At 68.8% G+C, this 17190-nt stretch carries 29 protein-coding genes and 1 pseudogene; 7 read left to right on the forward strand and 23 right to left on the reverse strand.

Annotated features, from left to right (window positions below; all coding sequences use genetic code 11):
* From ACFWY6_RS12630 to ACFWY6_RS12655, 6 genes and pseudogenes are all read right to left on the reverse strand, one after another.
* Positions 1-1578, reverse strand: coding sequence for a phage portal protein (locus ACFWY6_RS12630; protein WP_384688401.1), 1578 nt, complete (start codon positions 1576-1578; stop codon positions 1-3).
* Positions 1559-1738, reverse strand: a complete 180-nt coding sequence (locus ACFWY6_RS12635; RefSeq protein ID WP_384688404.1) for a hypothetical protein — start codon at positions 1736-1738, stop codon at positions 1559-1561. Before ACFWY6_RS12635 ends, ACFWY6_RS12630 begins: the two co-directional genes overlap by 20 nt.
* On the reverse strand, positions 1735-3012 hold the full coding sequence (locus ACFWY6_RS12640) for a PBSX family phage terminase large subunit (protein ID WP_384688407.1): 1278 nt from the start codon (positions 3010-3012) through the stop codon (positions 1735-1737). Before ACFWY6_RS12640 ends, ACFWY6_RS12635 begins: the two co-directional genes overlap by 4 nt.
* Entirely contained in the window at positions 2999-3538 is a 540-nt protein-coding gene (locus tag ACFWY6_RS12645) for a helix-turn-helix domain-containing protein (protein WP_384688409.1), read from the reverse strand. The genes ACFWY6_RS12640 and ACFWY6_RS12645 overlap by 14 nt, the downstream gene beginning before the upstream one ends.
* Before the next feature lie 63 nt (positions 3539-3601).
* The gene (locus ACFWY6_RS12650) at positions 3602-4069 is read right to left on the reverse strand and encodes a DUF4429 domain-containing protein (RefSeq protein WP_384688412.1); all 468 of its coding nucleotides are present in this window, start codon (positions 4067-4069) and stop codon (positions 3602-3604) included.
* A gap of 111 nt (positions 4070-4180) precedes the next feature.
* Positions 4181-5104: pseudogene (locus ACFWY6_RS12655) on the reverse strand (IS5 family transposase).
* Between ACFWY6_RS12655 and ACFWY6_RS12660 the strand changes: the two are divergent.
* On the forward strand, positions 5093-5722 hold the full coding sequence (locus tag ACFWY6_RS12660) for a class I SAM-dependent methyltransferase (RefSeq protein WP_097230586.1): 630 nt from the start codon (positions 5093-5095) through the stop codon (positions 5720-5722). The pseudogene ACFWY6_RS12655 and the gene ACFWY6_RS12660 overlap by 12 nt on opposite strands.
* 213 nt (positions 5723-5935) lie before the next feature.
* Here ACFWY6_RS12660 and ACFWY6_RS12665 read toward each other — a convergent pair whose 3' ends face one another.
* From ACFWY6_RS12665 to ACFWY6_RS12695, 7 genes are all read right to left on the reverse strand, one after another.
* Positions 5936-6667, reverse strand: a complete 732-nt coding sequence (locus ACFWY6_RS12665) for a DNA-methyltransferase (protein ID WP_384688417.1) — start codon at positions 6665-6667, stop codon at positions 5936-5938.
* Positions 6668-6891: 224 nt separating this feature from the next.
* A complete protein-coding gene (locus ACFWY6_RS12670) occupies positions 6892-7068 on the reverse strand; it encodes a hypothetical protein (protein ID WP_384688420.1) in 177 nt (58 codons plus the stop codon).
* Positions 7069-7158: 90 nt separating this feature from the next.
* Complete coding sequence (locus ACFWY6_RS12675) at positions 7159-7872, reverse strand: hypothetical protein (protein WP_384688422.1); 714 nt, start codon at positions 7870-7872, stop codon at positions 7159-7161.
* A complete protein-coding gene (locus ACFWY6_RS12680) occupies positions 7869-8381 on the reverse strand; it encodes a hypothetical protein (protein ID WP_384688424.1) in 513 nt (170 codons plus the stop codon). The genes ACFWY6_RS12675 and ACFWY6_RS12680 overlap by 4 nt, the downstream gene beginning before the upstream one ends.
* Positions 8378-8548, reverse strand: a complete 171-nt coding sequence (locus ACFWY6_RS12685) for a hypothetical protein (RefSeq protein ID WP_384688427.1) — start codon at positions 8546-8548, stop codon at positions 8378-8380. Before ACFWY6_RS12685 ends, ACFWY6_RS12680 begins: the two co-directional genes overlap by 4 nt.
* The gene (locus tag ACFWY6_RS12690) at positions 8548-9399 is read right to left on the reverse strand and encodes a protein transporter Sec31 (protein WP_384688430.1); all 852 of its coding nucleotides are present in this window, start codon (positions 9397-9399) and stop codon (positions 8548-8550) included. Before ACFWY6_RS12690 ends, ACFWY6_RS12685 begins: the two co-directional genes overlap by 1 nt.
* Positions 9396-9548, reverse strand: coding sequence for a hypothetical protein (locus ACFWY6_RS12695; protein WP_384688433.1), 153 nt, complete (start codon positions 9546-9548; stop codon positions 9396-9398). The genes ACFWY6_RS12690 and ACFWY6_RS12695 overlap by 4 nt, the downstream gene beginning before the upstream one ends.
* Positions 9549-9698: 150 nt before the next feature.
* On the opposite strand from ACFWY6_RS12695, the gene ACFWY6_RS12700 reads away from it, so the two are divergent.
* The 3 genes from ACFWY6_RS12700 (at position 9699) to ACFWY6_RS12710 (ending at position 10800) form a co-directional block, all read left to right on the forward strand.
* Positions 9699-9956 carry a hypothetical protein gene (locus tag ACFWY6_RS12700; protein ID WP_384688435.1) on the forward strand — a complete coding sequence of 86 codons (258 nt, stop codon included), beginning with the start codon at positions 9699-9701 and terminating at the stop codon, positions 9954-9956.
* A gap of 49 nt (positions 9957-10005) precedes the next feature.
* A complete protein-coding gene (locus ACFWY6_RS12705; protein WP_384688437.1) occupies positions 10006-10476 on the forward strand; it encodes a hypothetical protein in 471 nt (156 codons plus the stop codon).
* 84 nt (positions 10477-10560) lie between these two features.
* On the forward strand, positions 10561-10800 hold the full coding sequence (locus ACFWY6_RS12710; protein ID WP_384688440.1) for a hypothetical protein: 240 nt from the start codon (positions 10561-10563) through the stop codon (positions 10798-10800).
* A 6-nt stretch (positions 10801-10806) separates the two neighbouring features.
* Here ACFWY6_RS12710 and ACFWY6_RS12715 read toward each other — a convergent pair whose 3' ends face one another.
* On the reverse strand, positions 10807-11274 hold the full coding sequence (locus ACFWY6_RS12715; RefSeq protein WP_384688443.1) for a hypothetical protein: 468 nt from the start codon (positions 11272-11274) through the stop codon (positions 10807-10809).
* Between the two features lie 396 nt (positions 11275-11670).
* Here ACFWY6_RS12715 and ACFWY6_RS12720 point away from each other — a divergent pair, with 396 nt between their 5' ends.
* Positions 11671-11814 (forward strand): DUF6233 domain-containing protein, encoded by a 144-nt coding sequence (locus tag ACFWY6_RS12720; protein WP_384688445.1) that lies wholly within the window; start codon positions 11671-11673, stop codon positions 11812-11814.
* Positions 11815-11837: 23 nt separating this feature from the next.
* Positions 11838-12050 carry a hypothetical protein gene (locus ACFWY6_RS12725; RefSeq protein WP_384688448.1) on the forward strand — a complete coding sequence of 71 codons (213 nt, stop codon included), beginning with the start codon at positions 11838-11840 and terminating at the stop codon, positions 12048-12050.
* 38 nt (positions 12051-12088) lie between these two features.
* Here the strand turns inward: ACFWY6_RS12725 and ACFWY6_RS12730 are convergent, their stop codons facing one another.
* Positions 12089-12625 (reverse strand): hypothetical protein, encoded by a 537-nt coding sequence (locus tag ACFWY6_RS12730; RefSeq protein WP_384688451.1) that lies wholly within the window; start codon positions 12623-12625, stop codon positions 12089-12091.
* A 127-nt stretch (positions 12626-12752) separates the two neighbouring features.
* Between ACFWY6_RS12730 and ACFWY6_RS12735 the strand changes: the two genes are divergently transcribed.
* Complete coding sequence (locus ACFWY6_RS12735; RefSeq protein ID WP_384688454.1) at positions 12753-12959, forward strand: hypothetical protein; 207 nt, start codon at positions 12753-12755, stop codon at positions 12957-12959.
* 123 nt (positions 12960-13082) lie between these two features.
* On the opposite strand, the gene ACFWY6_RS12740 is transcribed toward ACFWY6_RS12735, so the two are convergent.
* From ACFWY6_RS12740 to ACFWY6_RS12775, 8 genes are all read right to left on the reverse strand, one after another.
* Positions 13083-13226 carry an LPXTG cell wall anchor domain-containing protein gene (locus ACFWY6_RS12740; RefSeq protein WP_384688475.1) on the reverse strand — a complete coding sequence of 48 codons (144 nt, stop codon included), beginning with the start codon at positions 13224-13226 and terminating at the stop codon, positions 13083-13085.
* Between the two features lie 77 nt (positions 13227-13303).
* Positions 13304-13789: a hypothetical protein gene (locus ACFWY6_RS12745; RefSeq protein ID WP_384688457.1), complete on the reverse strand. Its 486-nt coding sequence runs from the start codon at positions 13787-13789 to the stop codon at positions 13304-13306.
* A 234-nt stretch (positions 13790-14023) separates the two neighbouring features.
* A complete protein-coding gene (locus tag ACFWY6_RS12750) occupies positions 14024-14737 on the reverse strand; it encodes a hypothetical protein (protein WP_384688460.1) in 714 nt (237 codons plus the stop codon).
* A gap of 90 nt (positions 14738-14827) precedes the next feature.
* The gene (locus ACFWY6_RS12755) at positions 14828-15103 is read right to left on the reverse strand and encodes a hypothetical protein (protein ID WP_384688462.1); all 276 of its coding nucleotides are present in this window, start codon (positions 15101-15103) and stop codon (positions 14828-14830) included.
* On the reverse strand, positions 15100-15453 hold the full coding sequence (locus ACFWY6_RS12760; protein WP_384688465.1) for a hypothetical protein: 354 nt from the start codon (positions 15451-15453) through the stop codon (positions 15100-15102). The genes ACFWY6_RS12755 and ACFWY6_RS12760 overlap by 4 nt, the downstream gene beginning before the upstream one ends.
* Before the next feature lie 88 nt (positions 15454-15541).
* Positions 15542-16075: a hypothetical protein gene (locus tag ACFWY6_RS12765; protein WP_384688468.1), complete on the reverse strand. Its 534-nt coding sequence runs from the start codon at positions 16073-16075 to the stop codon at positions 15542-15544.
* Positions 16076-16114: 39 nt separating this feature from the next.
* Positions 16115-16579, reverse strand: coding sequence for a hypothetical protein (locus tag ACFWY6_RS12770; protein WP_384688470.1), 465 nt, complete (start codon positions 16577-16579; stop codon positions 16115-16117).
* Between the two features lie 56 nt (positions 16580-16635).
* Positions 16636-16851: a hypothetical protein gene (locus tag ACFWY6_RS12775; protein ID WP_384688473.1), complete on the reverse strand. Its 216-nt coding sequence runs from the start codon at positions 16849-16851 to the stop codon at positions 16636-16638.
* Between the last annotated feature and the right edge of the window lie 339 nt (positions 16852-17190).

Genomic DNA, 17190 nt, shown 5'->3' on the forward strand with positions numbered 1-17190 from the left:
CTACGCCTCCCCGTCCTCCTCGGGCGTACCGGGCGGCGGTGGCGGCCCGCCGAGCGGGTCCTCCGCACCGGTCAGGAACGGGTCGGCCACCTCCCTCGACTTCGAAAGGCGGTCAACTTCGGCCTTCACCTGTGACTCGTCCCAGTCGGGATGCACCAGCTGCACGAGCGTCTCGTCCGAGGCGGCATCGGCGCGGCGCAGCAGCTCGGCCGTGGTGGCGAGCTCGGTGGAGCCCTCGCTGATGGAGTCCTGGAACTCCACCTTCGGCGGCTCCAGGTCAAGGCCAGGCACGCGGAAACGCGGCCCGGCCTCGACGGCGAGGAGCGCCGTGGCAATGTCGCCGATGCCGGGCCCCCAGTAGAGGGCCTTACGCCCGCGGGTGCTCATGCTGCGCCGCTCGCGGGCGCGGATCTCCGTAGCAGTGACCGCGGCTCCGTCGCCGCTCTCCCCGAAGGTCGAGGCGGAGTATCCGGCCTGCCGGACGGCCTGCTCGACGAGCTCGGCGCAGGTGTCGCGGTGCTCCTGGACGCGGATCTCGAACTGCACGACGGTCAGCGGGTCGGGGTCGCCAGGGCGCGTGAGCATGTTGAGGCCGGTGTAGATGCGGCGTTCCTCGTCCCATGCGGCGCCCTGACCGGGCCCGAGGGAGTCGAGCATCGTCTGAGGGACGACGATGCGGCCCTTGCCGTTCTGGACATCCCGCATCCACGAGGAGTACGTCTCGTCGAGGGCATCCATGAGGCCCTCGATGCCCTGGTAGTCGGACTGTCCCCAGTACGAGGCCGTGGGGATGTGCCTCCAGGCGCGCGCGGGGCGGACGTTGGGCACGTACGCGGCGGTGAGGTGGTCGGGGGCTCCGGTGTCGATACCGCCCTCGGCGTCCACCTCGGTGGCGAGCCCCGCCGTTGAGGGGTGCTCGGTAAGCGGGACCGGGTGGCCGAGCGCGGTGAGGGAGCCCTCGTACAGGCCGTGGAGGATGCGGCCCTTCTCGTGCCGCTCCAGGTGCCGCAGGACGCGGCGGGAGTCGTCGGCCTCGACCACGGTCCAGAAGGTGACCGCGCGCAGCCGCCCGTACGCGAACTCCGGGATCGCGCGGTCCGCGGCCACGGTGTCGATCCAGGGCCGATCCGAGACTTCCTCGTCCCAGACCACACGCAGGTAGGCGCCGCCGAGCGCTGCGCAGACTTCGCCGGCCTCCACCAGGGTCGGTTGGAGGCCGGTGCCCATCAGCTCGTCGAGCCGCGCCTGGGTCGCCGTGTGTTCGCTGAGCAGCTTGGGCGGCTCGGAGAACAGCAGCTCGCTGCTCGTGCGGGCGATGTCCCCGGCGAGCGGCACGTGCAGCTTGGTGCGCTTCTCACCGGGCGAGGTGGGGTTGCCCCAGAACCAGCGCGCCATCTTCCCGACGAGGCCGCCGCGGTACTGCGCGGGCCGGTCGACGGTCTCGCGGTAGCCGCGGCCCTGGTAGCGGTTTTCGAGCCGGTCGGGGTCGGCGGAGTACCAGGCGTCCCAGTCGGCGAGCGCGGCCTGGACGACGGTGTCAGTGGGCGGCCACGGGGTGTCAGACGTCGGAAGCGACATCGGGCACCTCCTGGTCGTCCATCGTGTTCTCGAATTCGTCAGCCAGGTTGCGCATGAGTTTCGGGAGCTCCCTGCGTATCTCCGGCCACGTGTCGCCCTCGGCCTCACCCACAACGGCCTCGGGCTGGCCCTTGGTTCGAAGGATCACCTCGACCTTCACGCGGCCACCTCCAGGAGAGTCGGGATGTGTGGCCGCCACAGGGCCTCGGTCGTGCGCACGCCGTACCGGAGTGCGTCGCATGAGTGGTCATCGAGCTTGATGGGCTTGTCCTCGCCCTTCTCGGCCGCCTCGTCGTCCCAGGAGTAGCCGGGCAACTCTTCGATCAGTCCGCGCGCGGAGGCGTGGACGCGTAGCCGGTCGCCCGCGAAGAGGGAGCCAACGGTGCGGATGCCGTCCAGGACGGTGTTCTCTGCCGGGGTCACCCCCGAGACGCCGTCCCGGTGCAGCTGCTCGATGTACGAGGCCGCCGACGGGTCGACGACGGTCCATTCAGGCTGCACACCCAGGACGTTGGTCTGCGGCTGCGCGACGGAGGCGAGCCAGCGCCGGCGGGCATGGCTGTACTCGGCGTCGGTCATCTTGCGGCGCTCGGCGCGGGAGTCCCACCGGTATTCGGAGGTGACATAGAGCCGGTTGTCGACGCCGAGGCCGAGCAGGAGGTCGGCGTAGGGGTTGGTGGTGCCGTAGTCGATGGCGTCGCACAGCCAGCGGGCGATGTGTGGGACGTCGGTGACGACGTGCCGCTCCTCGTCGAACGAGTCGTAGATGGCGCCCTCGGCCTGGACCCAGTGGCCCAGGATGTTCCGCCGGTAGAACAGGCCGGTGTAGGTGGCCTTGAGGGCGGCGACGTAGTCCGGGTCCAAGTACGGGTTGTCGTCGAGGACGAAGTGCCAAGAGCGCAGGCGTACGGCCTCGGCCCGCTTGAGGTACTCGCGGCGGACCCAGTGGCCGGGGTTGTCGGGGTTCGTTGTCGAGAAGATCTTGGAGCCCTTGACCGAGCAACGCGCCACCAGCTGATCAAAGAACGTCCGGGGCAGCGTGGTGAGTTCATCCACGTAGGCGCCCGCGCAGGTCATGCCGCGCACCTTCGGCTCGGCCTTGGCGTCGTTCGCGCCGATGACGTGCACCGGGCGGCCCAGGATGTACGCGATCGGCGCGCCGTTGTTGTACGACACCAGCTGAGCAAGCGGCCCGAACAGGTCGGGGTTCATCAGCGGACCGATGATGTTCCGGAACAGCGAGTCCCGCGTCCGCCCGACCATGACCAACTCGCCGCCACGCGGGGCGTCCGCCACGTAGATCAGCCAGCGCAACAGAGACGCGATGGTCTTGCCGGACCGAACCGAGCCCTCCCACACGTTGATACGCGCCTCGGCCTGGACGATCGAAACGATCTGCTTGCGAGACAGCGGCAGCGCATCAAGGAGACTCACCTTCCGCCTCCTCGCGCTGCTCCGCCTCGCCCTCCTTGACCACCTCCGCGAGCCCCTGGAACAGCTTGCCGAGCATCGATCGGGCGTCCTCTGCCCCGGAGTCGTCTGTCGGCGGAACGAGGCGCAGGGACTGCGCGGCCGCCGTGGCGGCGGCGGACATGAGCGCCTTCTTGTCGTGCGCGGGCGGCTCGGCGACGTGCCGCTCGGCGTAGGTGTTGTCCTTGCCGCCGAAGCTGAACACAACGGCCGGCGCCCACAGTTGTTCGGTGAGGCGGAGGGCGTCGTCGGTGAGGGCGTCGGCGAGGATGGCGCGCTTCTCGGCGAGTTGGGCGATCCGGGAGCGGGTGGCGTCCTCGGTCAGCGTGGTGTCGAAGGTGAGGTGCATCTCCGCGGCGAGGACGCTCACGGTGCGTGTGGCGCGGCCGATCTCGCGTGCGATGGCGTTGCGGCCGAGGCCTTGCGCGTGGAGGCGGCGGACTGCCTCGCGGTCCTTGTCGGTGACCGGGTTGCCGTATTGGTTGGGCACGGACACCTCCGGGCATGTGAAGACCCGGCCACCTACGGTTGGGCCGGGTTGATGCGGGGTGGGCTAGTGACCTAGGAGCTTTGCCTTCTGCCGCTCGAACTCCTCAGAGCTCAGAACCCCTTGGTCCCGAAGCTGTGCGAGCTTGGCCAGCTCGTCGGCGAGCGAGCTGGGCGCAGCAGTCAACAGTTGCGGCCCATGCTGGGCTGTGATCGCGGCATCTATCGCCGCGCGCAGCTTCTCGAACTCCGGCTGCTGCTTCTTCGTGAACATGACGGAGTTCTCATCTTGGGCCGCGTTCATCGACTGGCTACCGAACTGCCCGCGTCGCTCGATCCCGCCGGGAACAGTGAACTGAATGAACCCGTTCACCAGAGGGCCGGCGGGCTTCCACTGGACGGCGGAGATCTGTGAGACGTGGAGTCGCTTCTCACCCTTGCCATGGGTCGTCCGCGCGATGAATCCCTTGCGGGAGACGGTGACGTACTCGCCGTCGAACTGAATCTGTCCGCCCTTGCCGCTGACTTCAATCATGCCGTCGCCTCGATTGCCCCTATCGGCATCCTGACACGCACAGTGGCCTCTAGCGACTGGAGCGAAAATGGCCCGCACTAGAGCCTGTCTGACAAATGATCACCTGGCCGCTTAACGGAGCCAGAGGATCAGGGAGGCCAGGACGACTCCCGCGCGGTAGCGGTCCGCGAGCTTGTCGAACCTGGTTGCGATCGCACGGAACTGCTTGAGGCGAGCGAAGCATCGTTCGACCACGTTGCGGTCGCGATAGATCTCCCTGTCAAAGGCGGGGGGCCGGCCACCGAAGCGCCCCCTGCGTCGACGGTTGCACCTGGTCGCGGCGCTCGGGGATCGTGGCGGCGATGCCCCGACGCCTCAGCAGATGACGGATGGCCCTGCTGGAGTAGGCCTTGTCACCCAGCACACGGTCCGGTGTCGTGCGCGGGCGGCCCGTGCCGACGCGCGGGGTGCGGACCCCGTCGAGGACATCGGCGAACGCGGTGGCGTCGTTGACGTTTCCGGGTGTGAGCACGATCGACAGCGGCAGTCCCCGGCCGTCGACGGCGAGATGGACCTTGGTGGTCAGCCCGCCCCGGGACCGACCGAGTGCCTGATGCGCCTGCGAGCGGCCCGGATCTTCCAGTTCGTCCCTGTCTGCGTCCCCCTTTTACGGGCGCCCGCGGCGTGCTGGTGGGCCCGGTTGATCGTGGAGTCAACGGCGACGATCCACTCCACCCGGCCCCCCGCGTCATCATGGACCTGGACGTGCTCCAGCAGCTTCGCCCACGTGCCATCGGCCTCCCAGCGGGCGAACCGCTCGTAGACGGTCTGCCACGGCCCATACCGCTCGGGCAGGTCGCGCCAAGGAGCCCCGGTCCGTAGCCGCCACAGCACGCCGTGGACCACCTGCCGGTGATCACGCCACGGACGGCCCCGTCCGTCCACCTGGGGCAAAAGGGGCTCTATCCGCCCCCATGCCGCATCCGTCAACTCACCTCGACCTGCCACAAGATCAATTATCAGACCGGCTATAGAGTCCTGCCCGTGGTGAATCATCAGGACGAGACCAGGGCGGCCTACGACGGAGTCGTCGAGCTGTACGCATCGCTGTTCGCAAACCGGCTGGAGACACAGCCTTTCTCCCGGACCATGATCGGCACCTTCGCCGAACTGGTGCGCGCGACGGGCAACCCGCGGGCAGCGGACGTCGGGTGCGGGCCCGGACATCTGACGGCCATGCTGCACGAACTGGGCCTGGACGCCTTCGGACTCGACCTCGCCCCCGGCATGATCGACCACGCCCGGCAGGCCCATCCGGCGCTGCGCTTCCAGGAGGCGCGGATGGAATCCCTGCCGATCGAGGACGCCGCGCTCGGCGGCGTACTGGCCCACTACTCGATGATCCACACCCCTCCGGGAGAACTGCCGGAGCTGCTCGCCGAGCAGGCACGCGTCCTGGCGCCGGATGGCCTGCTCCTGGTCTCCTTCTTCGGGACCGACGAACAAGAACCGGTCCGGTTCGACCACAAGGTGGCGCCTGCTTACAGCTGGCCGGCGGATCGCCTCGCTGAACTGCTGGCCGATGCCGGACTCGTTCCCTTCGCCCGGCTGCTCCACGATCCGGCCTCCGAACGGGGCTTCCTCGACGCCCACCTGCTGGCCCGCCGTTCGTAGGCCCTGCCCGGCAATACCCGCCAGGTGTCGGCGCACCTCCGGACTGCCAGCTCGGCGGACGCTCGATGATCCGACGGGAATTGTCAGACAGGCCCTAGGCGGGCCTGTTGTTTCCGGGCATGCCGGATCTGCGGCCCAGTGTGGGACATGATCGGCCGGAGTGCAACTGCCTGGGTAGTGACGCCGATGCGCGGCGGGACACGACGCCGCCTGTCAGGCAGCCGCTCCCTCTGTGAGCCGCGAACGGGCGATCTCGGCGTACTGTGCGGACTGCTCGATGCCGATGAAGCCGCGCCCCTCGAGGAGGGCCGCGGCGCCAGTGGTGCCCGACCCGGCGAACGGGTCGAGGACGGTTCCGCCGCGTGGCACGATGCGGACCAGCTGTTGCATGACCCCAACCGGCTTCTGCGTGACGTGCCTTCGTTGGTTGCCGCGGGGCTGGCTGCCGGTGAAGTGACCGGGCAGGTACACCGGGTCGTTGCCGGGGACCATGGCACCGTTGCTGCCCCAGACGATGAACTCGGAATCCTGCCTGAAGCGGCCGGGCTGAGGGCGGGCGATGGGCTTCTGCCAGACGGCGATGCCGCGCCAGGTGTAGCCGGCGGCCTGCAGAGCGTCGGTGGTGGCGGGGAGTTGGCGCCAATCGGCGAAGATGAGGGCGGCGCCGCCGGGTCTGGTGAGGCGGTGGCACTCGGCGAGGATCAGGGACAGCCAGGCCGTGTAGGAGCGCTGATCGCGGTTCTCGCCGGTGAAGTCGCCGAGGTCAAAGCCGTGATTCCGGCCGCCTTCGGTGAGGTACTTCTCGCGAGCGGTGCGGCTGGTGCGTTCGCTCATGGTGCGGCCGCCGCTGTTGTACGGAGGGTCACAGATGACCGCATCCACGGGGGTGTTGAGGCCGGGGAGTGTAGTGAGGGCGTCTCCGGTGTGCAGGGTCCAGTCGGGCATGGTGGGCCTTCCGCTAGGTCGCGTGCGCTGGTGGCGAGCGAGTCGGTGCGAGGGTGGCCGGGAATGCGAAAGGCCCCGCGGAAACGGGGCCTTCGGGTTCTGGGCATGCCAGGGCTGCTGATCAGTGTGCGATGGATCATTGCTACTTGCAACTACCGGACGTGGGGAGGCCCCGCCGCGACGGGGGATGCGCGGCGGGGCCTCATGTTCAGTGTGCTCCTAGATCAGTGCCCGCGCCCCAACTGCCGGGTCTCGGCCTCCGACTGCTCACGCATGGCTGCGTCGGACTGCTGGGTGAATGCTCCGCGTTCCTCGGACGTCCAGTCGGCGGGGTTGCTGGAGAGGCCGTCTGTCATCGCGCGCAGGGCTTGGGTCTCGGGACCGGCGGTGTCTCGTGCCATGGTGGTGCTCCTGTCTCGTGTGATCGGGATGGGAAACCGGGGCGGTCGGTCTGCTGCCAGGCGGGCGACCGCTCCGGGGCTTATGGGTGGTCAGCTCTTGCCGGTCTTCTTCTGGTGCGCCTCCTCGGCGGCGTCGAAGAACCGGTCTACGAGGCCCCCCGTCGTGAGCTGCGTTCGGCGCTGCTGGGTCTCTGCGGGGTCGCGGATCAGCGTCCCGGCTTGTCCGATGGCCTCTACACTCACCCCCTTCTGAGAGGGGTCCGCCTCGTCGTTGTTGGCGTTGGTGTTGTTGGCTGACCTGCAACAACAACCCTCGCCGTGCTCCTCGTTCGGCTCGGGGGGAGCGGGCGGGATGTCCTCGTGATGTACGCCCGGACCATTGCCCGCGGGGGTGCGCACACCGGAGCGGACGCGGATCTTCTCCGCCTTCAGGAGCGCGCGCACAGCCTTCGTGTCAGCCACGCCGAGCTCCTTCCGGAGCGCGGTCAGCAGCACGTGATTGCCGCCCTCGCCGAGCGTGCGGAGCGCCTCGCCGACATCCGGCAACTCCTCCTCCGCGGACTCCTCGACGTCGCCACTCCGCCGCTTCGCGAGCCACGCGCGGGCCCGCTGCCACACCGTGCAGGTGATGACCCCGGCCACGAAGTACGCGGCGTACGGGAACGCCGTCACGATCAACCGCAAGACGAGCACCGCGACCCCCGCGAGGACGAGCGTCACCAGGGCTCCAGCGATCCGGCTAGGCGGCGCCTCGTCCGGCCCGGCCTCGGCCTCGGTCCTCTGTGTCGTGGCGTCGTCGCTCATCGCACGGCCCCATATCCGGTGTCACCAAGCCAGTTCGCGGCTTGCGCGATCGGGACGGCAGCGAGTCCGGCCACGCCCGCGCTGGTGCCGAGGCAGATGCCGCACCAGGCGCCCATCTTCAAGTCGCGGCCGTACTTGTCCGACTTCTTGACGGTGACGATGATCGCGACGGTGAGGATGAGCACAACGCCGCCGCCAGCCTGTGTGAGAGGGATGTAGTTGGCGCCGGACAAGCGCTGCCCTGACTGGCCTCCCACGCCCCAGATCAGCGCCGCGTCGCCGAGCCAGTTCGTGATCCACAGGGCGGTGTCGGCAATCCAGCCGATGAGGCCGCCGACGCCGAGGGTGACCAGAACGCCGTAGGCCCAGGCCATGAGGAACGGCAGGAGTCCGCCGGCCTGCCGCAGGGGGTCGCTGCGGAGGGTTTTGGAGCCGGGCCACCATCGGATGAGGGTGGTGATGAGGATGCAGATGCCGACGGTGACACCGCCGAACGTCACGTAGGTCATGAGTGGCTCCAGAGGGCCGTGACGAACACGGTGGCGGCGGCGAGTAGGGCGACGGTGCGTACGGCGGGCAGGACGTAGCGGCCGAGGTCGTGTTCGGGGGCGCAGGCGATGAGCCCGAGTAGGGCGAGGATCGCGAGCATCGGGAAGATGATCAGGGCGAGGAGCATCACGCCGCCCGGAGCTCTCGGAGGTAGCGATCCACGGTGTCGGGGGAGACGGGGCGGCCGACGAGCTTGGCGATCTCGCGGACGGCCGGATCCGTCTCGCGGATTCCGCGATCCCACACGATCCGGACTGCGTCCTTCGTGGTCAGGGAGCGGCGGCCGCCTCCTGCGCCGGACGGATCCGGACGGTCCGCGGATTCCTCCGGACGGTCCGGATCCGCGGATCCGCCGGATTCTGCGGTCCGCGCCTGCCGCTCGGCCTCGACGAGGGCCTCCCCGCGCACGAGCTCGCGACGTACGGGGATCATGGCGAGTTTGCCGTCTACCGCGGCGCGGCGCTTGGCGACCCACTGTGCGGTGCGCGGGTCGAGCGGGCGGGCGTGGGCGCGCATGGCGATCGTCCAACCACCCTTGGCGAGCAACGAGACGGCGGCACCGGCCGCGCCGACCACCCACTCCCCGGTGAGCTGCCCATGGGCGTACACGGCAGCCATGGACACCAGGAGCGCCATGTGCCCGGCCCGACGGGGCAGCGCCGCGCGATCGGGGTCGTAGCGCAGCAGCCACTCGACGGCCATGCACAGGATCCACGCGGCATCGAAGGCGACCCCTGCGCCGTACGCGACGGCAGCGATGACGGCCAGGGACAGCAGGTCGCCGATGCTCGCGGTCGTCCAGATCAACGAGACCGTGACGAGCACACAGGCGAGGACGGTGATGCCGCGGCGAACGAGGCTGTCCCAGTCGCGAGGCGGGAGGGGCACCTCGACGTCGTACTCGTCGAGGACGAGCTCGGTTTCCCCGTCAACGGTGTGTGGGACGAGGGCCTTGCGGCGGACGGTGCGTGTCTTCACCGGGCGCCTCCGTCGAACGGGTGCACGTCGTCGCGGTGGTGCTGCGCGTCGCGGCGCTCCTCGGCCTCGACATAGTCAGAGGCGGCGTCGGCCTGGAGCTCGGCGACGCGGGCCGCTTCTGTGGGGTCGGGCGGCTGGGTACGCTCCATGGCGGACCTGCTCTTTCGTCGCAGTCAGAGAGGGTCCACCCCTTGGCCCGGCGCTCCAACGCCACATGGGCCGAGGGGTTTTCCCGTTACCGCGTACAACGCTAGCGACTTCCTTGCCATATGGCAATGAAGTCGAGAGGATGGTGCCCCATGGCCAACGAAGAGGGAGGGCCGGACATGGTGTCGTTCCGAGAGTTGGCCCGACGGCTGGTCAGTGAAGGTGTCGTCGAGCGGATCACGCACCAGCGGATCTCCCAGCTCTCGCGGGAGGACGCCGCCTTCCCGCCCGTGGTCCAGATCGGCCGGTCGAGCGCGGTCGATTACCGCAAGGCGCGCCCGTACTTCGCCAGCAGGAAGTCGCGGCAGGGGCAGCGCACGGACCTGAAGAAACCGACCTCGGAGGCGTAGCGGTGGACAGCCTCGTGCCCGCGGTGCGCCCTTCCCGAAGGAGAGGCCCATGTGGTCCACGCTGATCGCCGTACTCGGCACCCTCGCTGGCACCGCCCTGGCCAGCCTCACCGTCCACTGGACGGACCGCCGCGCCCGCGCCGCCGAACATCGCCAGCGCGTCTCGGATGCTGCCAGCGACCTCCTCGCCGCAGCCCTAGCGTTCCGGGAGCTCTACTGGATCCAGATCGCTGACCTGCGCGACGGCGAGCCCCTGACGCGGGAAGGGCGGGCCGACGCCATGCGCGCCCGCTCGGCTGTCACAAAGGCCTTCGACCGCCTCGCGCTGGCGACGACCGACCCCGCGCTCACCGACGCTGCGGTAGAGGCAGCATGGTCGGCCATCGACCTGAGCGACATCCCCCTCGGCCCTGTTCGCGAGCAGCGTTTCAGTGAGGATGTCGAAGCTGCGCTTGCGGCCGGCCGCGAGCGAAGTCGGGATGCGCATACCGCGCTGAGGGATGCTGTCCGGGTCTGGTAGCGACGAGTGAGTCCGCTGTGCGTCATGAGCCCCTGCCTCGCGGGTCGAGGCAGGGGCCTTCTGCTGCCCGCCTAAGATCCGTTCGTGGCTGACATCCCAGACGAATTGATCATGCTGGAACGATCCTCCGAGGAGGCGCGGGCCGCGCTCGCGGGTCTCGACGGCGAGGAGTACGCCGCGCAGTGGCGCGCGTGGGCGGCTGCGGCCGAGGAGTTCCAGGCCGCCGTCACAGCGCGCGCCGCGGAGACGGGCCAGCCGCGGCACGAGGTCGAGATGGCCGTGAAGAAGGCTGTCCGGCACTCCGAGGAGGACCCGGTCGAGTAGTGGGCCTCATTCGGTGTCCTCGTCTGCGCCCAGATCGGTTCGCATCGCCGTTTGTACGACTTTCAGTGCGTCGAGGTACTCCTGCATGCGCTGCCCGCCTTGGGTATGGATGTTGGAGCCTTCAATGACGAGGTCTCGCAGCTCCCGAGCGCATCGGTCAAAGGCCCTGGCTGGCGTCAGCACCTGCCGAGGGGCCAACACTGCGAGCTCGTAGCGCGGTGCGTAGCAGACGGCGTACGCAGTGAATGCCCTGTACCCGCGTTCTTCGTCGGTCAGGCTCGAGGCCACGGAGAGGACCCGTAGTTGCGTGCGGATGTCGGCATGGGCGGTGAGGTAGCGCGCGTACACCTCGTGCTTTGTTTTGCGGCGTTCGGCGCGGTTTTCCCTGCGCTCTCGGTAGCGCTCGACGAGCAGGGCTGAGCTGAGTGCGATGGCGGCACCTAGAAGAGTTCCGAAGAGGGGTAACCACGTCATTTGTCGACGGTAGGGGTGGAAGGCTGTGGCGAGCAGACCTGCAACCGCGCTAGCCGAGTTGGGGTGAGCTCGCCGATCGCCACTGCTCCCGGACGGCCGCGCAAATGCCCTCTTCGTGCGGCCGTGCCCAGGTGAAGTCCGGCATGGCGGCGCTGGCTCGACGAGGTATGCATGATCCGGCGGGATTACCGCAGGCCAGAGGCTTAGACTCGAACATGTGAACGACTTGCCGCCGGACCTGCCACGCCTCCGCACGCTGCGGACCTGGCACGCCATGTGGGTCGACCGACTCGACGAGGCGATCGAGGCTGCGGAGCGTCGCGACGCCGAGCCGAGCAGGCCCGACCGCCCGCCCCGGACTGGCTCATCGAGCAGGGCCTCGGCGGACGCGCCCCGGTGTATGTCCACGTTGGCGGATGCCACATGGCAGGCAAACGCAGCCGCGGCGTCACTCAGGACGAGGCGCGCCGCGCCCTGTACGAGCACGTCGACGCCTGCCCGCACTGCCGACCCGACACTGAGCTCGGCGTGCTGGAGTGAGCGACCCGGCGCACGCTGGAGGCATGGGCAGCGCCCCGATAGTCGTTCATCCGCCGTCCGGTACGGGTGGCCGGCGGGTGACGGCGCGCGGGGAGATCCTCGGCCTCGCGCACTCCGACGCGGACGTCATCGAGTTCCTGCGGCGCGCCGGGCTGCCGGACGCGGAGGGGTTGCTCGACGATCCGGCGTGGGTGCTTTGGCGCGGTGGGCGGGCGCACCATTACGAGGCGGCATAGGCGTCGCGGTTGGCACTTGGGGAAGGGTATTTGCTCTTTCAGTTCACCCAGACATTGGCCCCGATCCCCTGGAGGTCTAACCGGGCTACGGCGACGAAGCTCCTGATCACGCGTTCGCGTTCGAACTGGGGCGGTTCTGTCTCGTAGGGTTCGTTGGGGTGCTCCTCCACCCAGAGCTTTGCCACTCCAAGACGCATGTTGATGGTCGTGACGAGTTGCTGGGCGAGTTCCAAAGCGGCACGTGGGGCGATGAGTTCCAGATCTGCCGCGGCCTTGGCTAACGCAGCGTGGTGTTCCCCGTTGCGTTCCACCTCTCTGTGCAGGCGTGGCAAGTCGGCGCCGCCTAACAGCCAGAGCATCATCTCGTGATCTGCGGCGCTCCGCGCGGCACGGACGAACTGGGCGTAAGTGTCAATGCGGAGCTGTCGCAGCCATTGCTCCTGAGCGCTTCGGGCTTGCTTGTCGGCCTGGTAGCGAGCACCTCTAAGGGCGATGACGGCGGCCCCCCAGGCGCCGCCAGCGCCGATGACGCCGCCGCAGAGTGCACCGACGAGCCCTGCAATTCCTGCATCCATCTCGGGGATTCTGACTGTCTCAGCGGGCGCCGTCTCCGAGATCGGGATATCCACAGGCACACACGCTCTCCGGCGATCGGCCGTACCGTGCTGCTCCTGTGGATCACAAGGGGGCGTTATGGGCAGGGTGGATCTTGCACGCGCGGCCGACGAAGCACTGTGGGCGCTGCCGGATGACGTGCACGGGGAGCTGCTCGCGCTCATCGACTCCGTGGCCGACGCCCCGGATGCTCAGCCGACCGGGGCGGTCGTGGCGTTCGGGGCATCGAGCTGGGTCACGTGCAGCGTGTCGGGCGATGTCGTCACGGTGCTCGACGTGGGCTGGACCGGCTGACCAGGCAGCAGATCAGATGTCTGGGGGCAGTCACCTGCTGTGAGACCAACTCCCCGAAGCAGGCCGAGCATGACTGGGCCCGGCGATATGTCGCCGGGCTCAGTCATACATGTACGTGGGGCGTCAAGGCGCGTTGCGGAAGTCTCGCATCTTCCGAAGGAACTTCCGAAAGATAAATGCACCCGCAACGAGCAACGCAACGCCAAGTGCGATAATCCAAGACGACTTCTGCGGTTCCTCGGCGATGTACCCAACGCCGACCGCCATGAGAAGCAGACCCAAAATCACACCCGAAAGACTTGGCCAAATGTTCCTCGGCTGCACTGCATTCACCTCAAAAGCCCCTACTTGGTCTTATAGATCGGCCACAGCTTCGTGTTGGAAGACTTGGCCTTTGCCGGACTCTGCGGGCCGTACCGATTCACGATAGCATCGAAGGTTACCGTCGAGGAGGGGCCGCAGACGGGGAGGTGCTTGGCGAGGCATGACTGGAGGACCACCTTGCCGCGGAGGTGCTGCCGGTTGCTGTCACCAGCGACGACGTACGGCTGCGTGAAGTCCATCTTGATTCCGAGCGCCTGCCCCTGGACATTGTTGTGCCCGGAGAGTGAGCCCGTGACGCGTTCAATAGCCCCGCTACCCTTGGTAACGGTGGTCACGGTGAAGTCAATCTCTCCAGTTCGGGTAGTCCCCGCACCCCCGCCCGGGTAGAACTTATAAACCTTGGTGCTGATGGAGCTTCCCTTGGCGTGCGCCGCGGGCGCCATTGCAATTCCAGAGAGCGCCACCAGAGCGGTCGCCCCGATGGCTGAAGCCTTACGTATGCGCATGTGTTCCCCTGATTTAACTTTCAAAGCGGATGGTCGAGTTCCGCTTGGGAAGTACGTTACGCATTAATTGAGAGCAAGATCAACCGCATTCAGGGTGTCAATAGGGTGCGACATGTCACCTAAAAAGATGCCCGTGACCGCACAACCAGAGAGCCCGAAATTCCGTCCGGGAAATACCCGGGGCGGGTAGAGCTATTGGGCACGCCCGCCACCGACCTGGAGCAGGCGGCTCGCTCACGCCGCGACCGTCCCGTTCTCCGTCCAGATCCGCCCACACCCTGTGCAGTGCGCGAGCGGGGCCCGTCCCTCGCCGCCGTGGATGTCGATTGCACCGCCGCAATCATGGCGCTGCTCCAGGGTGCGGCGCTGCGCCGCGATGTCGAGGGCCCGCTCGACGCGCTCGGCTGCGCCTGCCGCGACGGTTCCGATGTGGGCACGCTGCGCCTCGCTCAGGGCGGTGAACGGGCCTCCCGCGTGCTGCACTCGCCCCAGGAGCCACAGAGCGGCGTACGGGGCCGTGCGGTGGCCGCGGTAGCGCCACCGTCGCGGGTCGAGCGCGTCGGCGCGGGCGAGTTGGTCGCGGCGCGCCCGGTCGGCCGCCGGCCACGACCGCGGCGCGTAGCCCATCGGGGAGCGCTGCACGGCGGCGGCTGTCTGGTCTGCGCAGTCGACGAGGGCCGCTTCCACCGTGTGCATGGTGTCGAGGATGGACAACCGTATGGGGGCGGGGCGCTCGCCGAGCTGGTCGATGGAGCGCTCGAGGGAGCGGAGGTGTGCGGCCTGGTGGCGCTCGTACTCGGCCTGCTCGGCGTCGAGTTGGTCGAGAGCGGCGAGGTAGCCGCGGAGGCCGAGGCCGAACGCGCCGTGCTGTGCGGGGGCGCCTACAGCTTCGTGGAGGTCTGCCCAGTGCAGGGCGATGCTGCGGAGGTTGGTGGCGGTGGTGGTCATCGTTGCTCCTGGTGCTCAAGCGGTACGGTGATCAGCACCTAGGGGGCGTCCTGGTCTGGGGAGACTGTGAGGGCGCCCTCTCGCGTGTGTTCAGGTGGTGGGCTCGTCGAGGGCGGCCAGGGTGGGGCATGGCCATTGCTCGCCGTCGTGTTGGCAGTGCTCGCTGTCCTCGTACTTGAGGTGCAGAGCGCGCACGCGCTCGATGGCGGCCTCGGCCCGCACTGCGCGCTCGCGGAGCGTTGCCGTGCGGCGCTCCATCAGACGCTTCGTTTCGGCGGTGACAGCGTCGGCCTGCTCGGCGTGCGCGTACAGGGCGTCGAGGAGGTCGTCAGTGATCGTGTCGGCGGTCTTGCGGGGCTCGCTCATGCGGCGCTGCTCCTCTGCGAGTTGGGACATGCGGGGTCGTGGTCGGTGCCGGCGGATGTCCACCAGGGCTCGCAGCACGCGGCGGCGAGCTCGATGCGCGCGAGGGCGGCGACGTCCTCCTCGGCGTGCGCGCGGAGGCGGGCGACGCGTTCGGCGCGGACTGCGGCGGTACGCCGCTCGTCCGTGAGTTCGGTCTCGCGGATGACCGCGATCACGGTCATCAGGGAGGCCGCAGCGAACAGCAGCACGGCCCATGTGGCGCCGTTGCGGGCGGACTGCATGGCGCAGTAGGCCAGCCACGCGAGTACGGCGCCGTGGAGGCTGCACAGCGCGCGGGCGAGGCGGGTCATGAGCGTCTCCAGGGCGGGAGTTGAGTCCAGTGGGCGAGGGGGAGGCCGGCGGCCGCCATGACGAGGACGACGTACGCGATGACGAGGGTCACGGCTGTCTGCCGGTGCGTCGGTCGATGGCTTCGATCCATGCCGCGGCGACGGCGGCGACTTGGACGAGTTCGGCGCGCAGCTTTGCCGGGTCGCGCTCGGCGTTGGCCTCGGCGACCTCCTCGGCGAGCACGTCGGACCATGTGCCGTAGCCCGATCCGAACGCGGTCTGGCACCAGCGGCGGGCCGACTCGGCGTACTTCTGCTGCTCCACGGTGCCGGTGCCGTCGGGGTGGTTCTGCTCGCCGAACTTGGCGTCTTGGCGGACGCGTTCAGCGGCGATCTCGCCGAGGACGGATGCAGATGGCTGCTCCTGGTCCCACACGATCTCGGTGGCGCCCGCATGCCCGTGCACGGCCTCCGCATCGGCCATCGAGTCCCAGAACACGATGGACGGCCGGGCGCCGAGCCAGCGGACGGAGGCCGTCCCGTCGGGCCAGCGGACACCGAGGGCGACGATGCCGGTCCCGGATATGCCGGAGACGTCGCGGTGGCGTTGGAGGTGGAAGCGGGTGGGAAGTTCAGCGGTCATGGTCAACTCCGTGGTCGTGGTGGATGGTCGGGTGGGTGGTCACTCGCTGATCTCGGCCGCGGCCCACGCATCGACGGCTGCGCGGGCGCCGACGAAGTGCAGCCACAGCCGGGGCTCTTCGCCACCGGGGACGGGAAGCCCGGCGAGCAGGATGCGCACCACGTCGACCACCGCGGCCGGATCGGCCCACCGGTGCAGCGGGAGGAACTCGGGCTCACGCTCCAGGCGGCCGTTCGCTTCGCTGTGCGCCCACTGCCACTGCTCGGCCGGGTGCTCCCACACGAGAACGAGGCCGTCCGGGGCCGCCGCATCGGTGACCGCAGGGTGATCGCCGGTCCAGACGAGGCAGGCGTCGAGCATCACGGCGACACCGGCGTACTCGTCGTCGCGGAAGCGGTCGAGCTCGGCGTCGGACGTCCAGTGTTCGGTGGGCTCCAGGCCTGCGGCGGTGAGCGTCTCGACGACAGCGGTGATGTACGGGTCGTGGGGCAGGGGCTTGGTCACGGTGATCTCCGTTGGGTTCGTGTGCGCGAGGCCGGCCGGAACCGAGTGCGCGGCGGTCAGGCGGCGTCGACTGCGTGTAGGTGGCATTCGGGTTGTCCGGTGCCGCGGCTCTCGGTCTCGTCGAGTGCTGCGGCGAGTTGGGCGACGTGCTCGGCCTGTTCTTCGGGGCTCCAGGGGCGTATGGGGCGTGCTGGGGGTTTCGGGGCGGGTTGTGCGTGGCCGAACGTGCCGGTGGGCCATTGCTCGGCGTAGAGGCGCTCCAGGGGCGTCACGATGCGGTCCTCTCTGCGTCGGTGAGGGGTTCGCAGTGGGTGTGGGTGTCGCGGCCCGGTCTGCGGATCATGCGTTCGTGGCAGCGGGCGCAGCGTGTGAAGTCGGCGGGCTGCTCGTCGTCGTCGGCCGGATCGGCTCGGGGTTGCTCTTGGGCGGAGTCGATCTTTTGAGGTCCGGAAGCCCCAACCACCTGAGGTTGAACGACAACCTCGGCCACCTCTTGGGGTAGTTCCATGGCTATCCCTGGGGTGTTCGGGGGGCGGTCCCCCGAACCAAAAGGGGGGCGGTCCCCCGCACCCCTATTGGGGGCGGGGCCCCGTGCGGTTTGACGATCAAGG

It is taken from the genome of Streptomyces sp. NPDC059037, assembly GCF_042740015.1.
GTDB lineage: Bacteria > Actinomycetota > Actinomycetes > Streptomycetales > Streptomycetaceae > Streptomyces.

What these genes read in the sequence shown, in the direction of transcription:
- ACFWY6_RS12630 (WP_384688401.1), bottom strand. Translation starts at nt 1,578, where the DNA reads ATGTCGCTTCCGACGTCTGACACCCCGTGGCCGCCCACTGACACCGTC.
- ACFWY6_RS12650 (WP_384688412.1), bottom strand. Translation starts at nt 4,069, where the DNA reads ATGATTGAAGTCAGCGGCAAGGGCGGACAGATTCAGTTCGACGGCGAG.
- ACFWY6_RS12665 (WP_384688417.1), bottom strand. Translation starts at nt 6,667, where the DNA reads ATGCCCGACTGGACCCTGCACACCGGAGACGCCCTCACTACACTCCCC.
- ACFWY6_RS12670 (WP_384688420.1), bottom strand. Translation starts at nt 7,068, where the DNA reads ATGGCACGAGACACCGCCGGTCCCGAGACCCAAGCCCTGCGCGCGATG.
- ACFWY6_RS12675 (WP_384688422.1), bottom strand. Translation starts at nt 7,872, where the DNA reads ATGAGCGACGACGCCACGACACAGAGGACCGAGGCCGAGGCCGGGCCG.
- ACFWY6_RS12680 (WP_384688424.1), bottom strand. Translation starts at nt 8,381, where the DNA reads ATGACCTACGTGACGTTCGGCGGTGTCACCGTCGGCATCTGCATCCTC.
- ACFWY6_RS12685 (WP_384688427.1), bottom strand. Translation starts at nt 8,548, where the DNA reads ATGCTCCTCGCCCTGATCATCTTCCCGATGCTCGCGATCCTCGCCCTA.
- ACFWY6_RS12695 (WP_384688433.1), bottom strand. Translation starts at nt 9,548, where the DNA reads ATGGAGCGTACCCAGCCGCCCGACCCCACAGAAGCGGCCCGCGTCGCC.
- ACFWY6_RS12700 (WP_384688435.1), top strand. Translation starts at nt 9,699, where the DNA reads ATGGCCAACGAAGAGGGAGGGCCGGACATGGTGTCGTTCCGAGAGTTG.
- ACFWY6_RS12705 (WP_384688437.1), top strand. Translation starts at nt 10,006, where the DNA reads ATGTGGTCCACGCTGATCGCCGTACTCGGCACCCTCGCTGGCACCGCC.
- ACFWY6_RS12715 (WP_384688443.1), bottom strand. Translation starts at nt 11,274, where the DNA reads ATGACGTGGTTACCCCTCTTCGGAACTCTTCTAGGTGCCGCCATCGCA.
- ACFWY6_RS12725 (WP_384688448.1), top strand. Translation starts at nt 11,838, where the DNA reads ATGGGCAGCGCCCCGATAGTCGTTCATCCGCCGTCCGGTACGGGTGGC.
- ACFWY6_RS12730 (WP_384688451.1), bottom strand. Translation starts at nt 12,625, where the DNA reads ATGGATGCAGGAATTGCAGGGCTCGTCGGTGCACTCTGCGGCGGCGTC.
- ACFWY6_RS12740 (WP_384688475.1), bottom strand. Translation starts at nt 13,226, where the DNA reads ATGGCGGTCGGCGTTGGGTACATCGCCGAGGAACCGCAGAAGTCGTCT.
- ACFWY6_RS12745 (WP_384688457.1), bottom strand. Translation starts at nt 13,789, where the DNA reads ATGCGCATACGTAAGGCTTCAGCCATCGGGGCGACCGCTCTGGTGGCG.
- ACFWY6_RS12750 (WP_384688460.1), bottom strand. Translation starts at nt 14,737, where the DNA reads ATGACCACCACCGCCACCAACCTCCGCAGCATCGCCCTGCACTGGGCA.
- ACFWY6_RS12755 (WP_384688462.1), bottom strand. Translation starts at nt 15,103, where the DNA reads ATGAGCGAGCCCCGCAAGACCGCCGACACGATCACTGACGACCTCCTC.
- ACFWY6_RS12760 (WP_384688465.1), bottom strand. Translation starts at nt 15,453, where the DNA reads ATGACCCGCCTCGCCCGCGCGCTGTGCAGCCTCCACGGCGCCGTACTC.
- ACFWY6_RS12765 (WP_384688468.1), bottom strand. Translation starts at nt 16,075, where the DNA reads ATGACCGCTGAACTTCCCACCCGCTTCCACCTCCAACGCCACCGCGAC.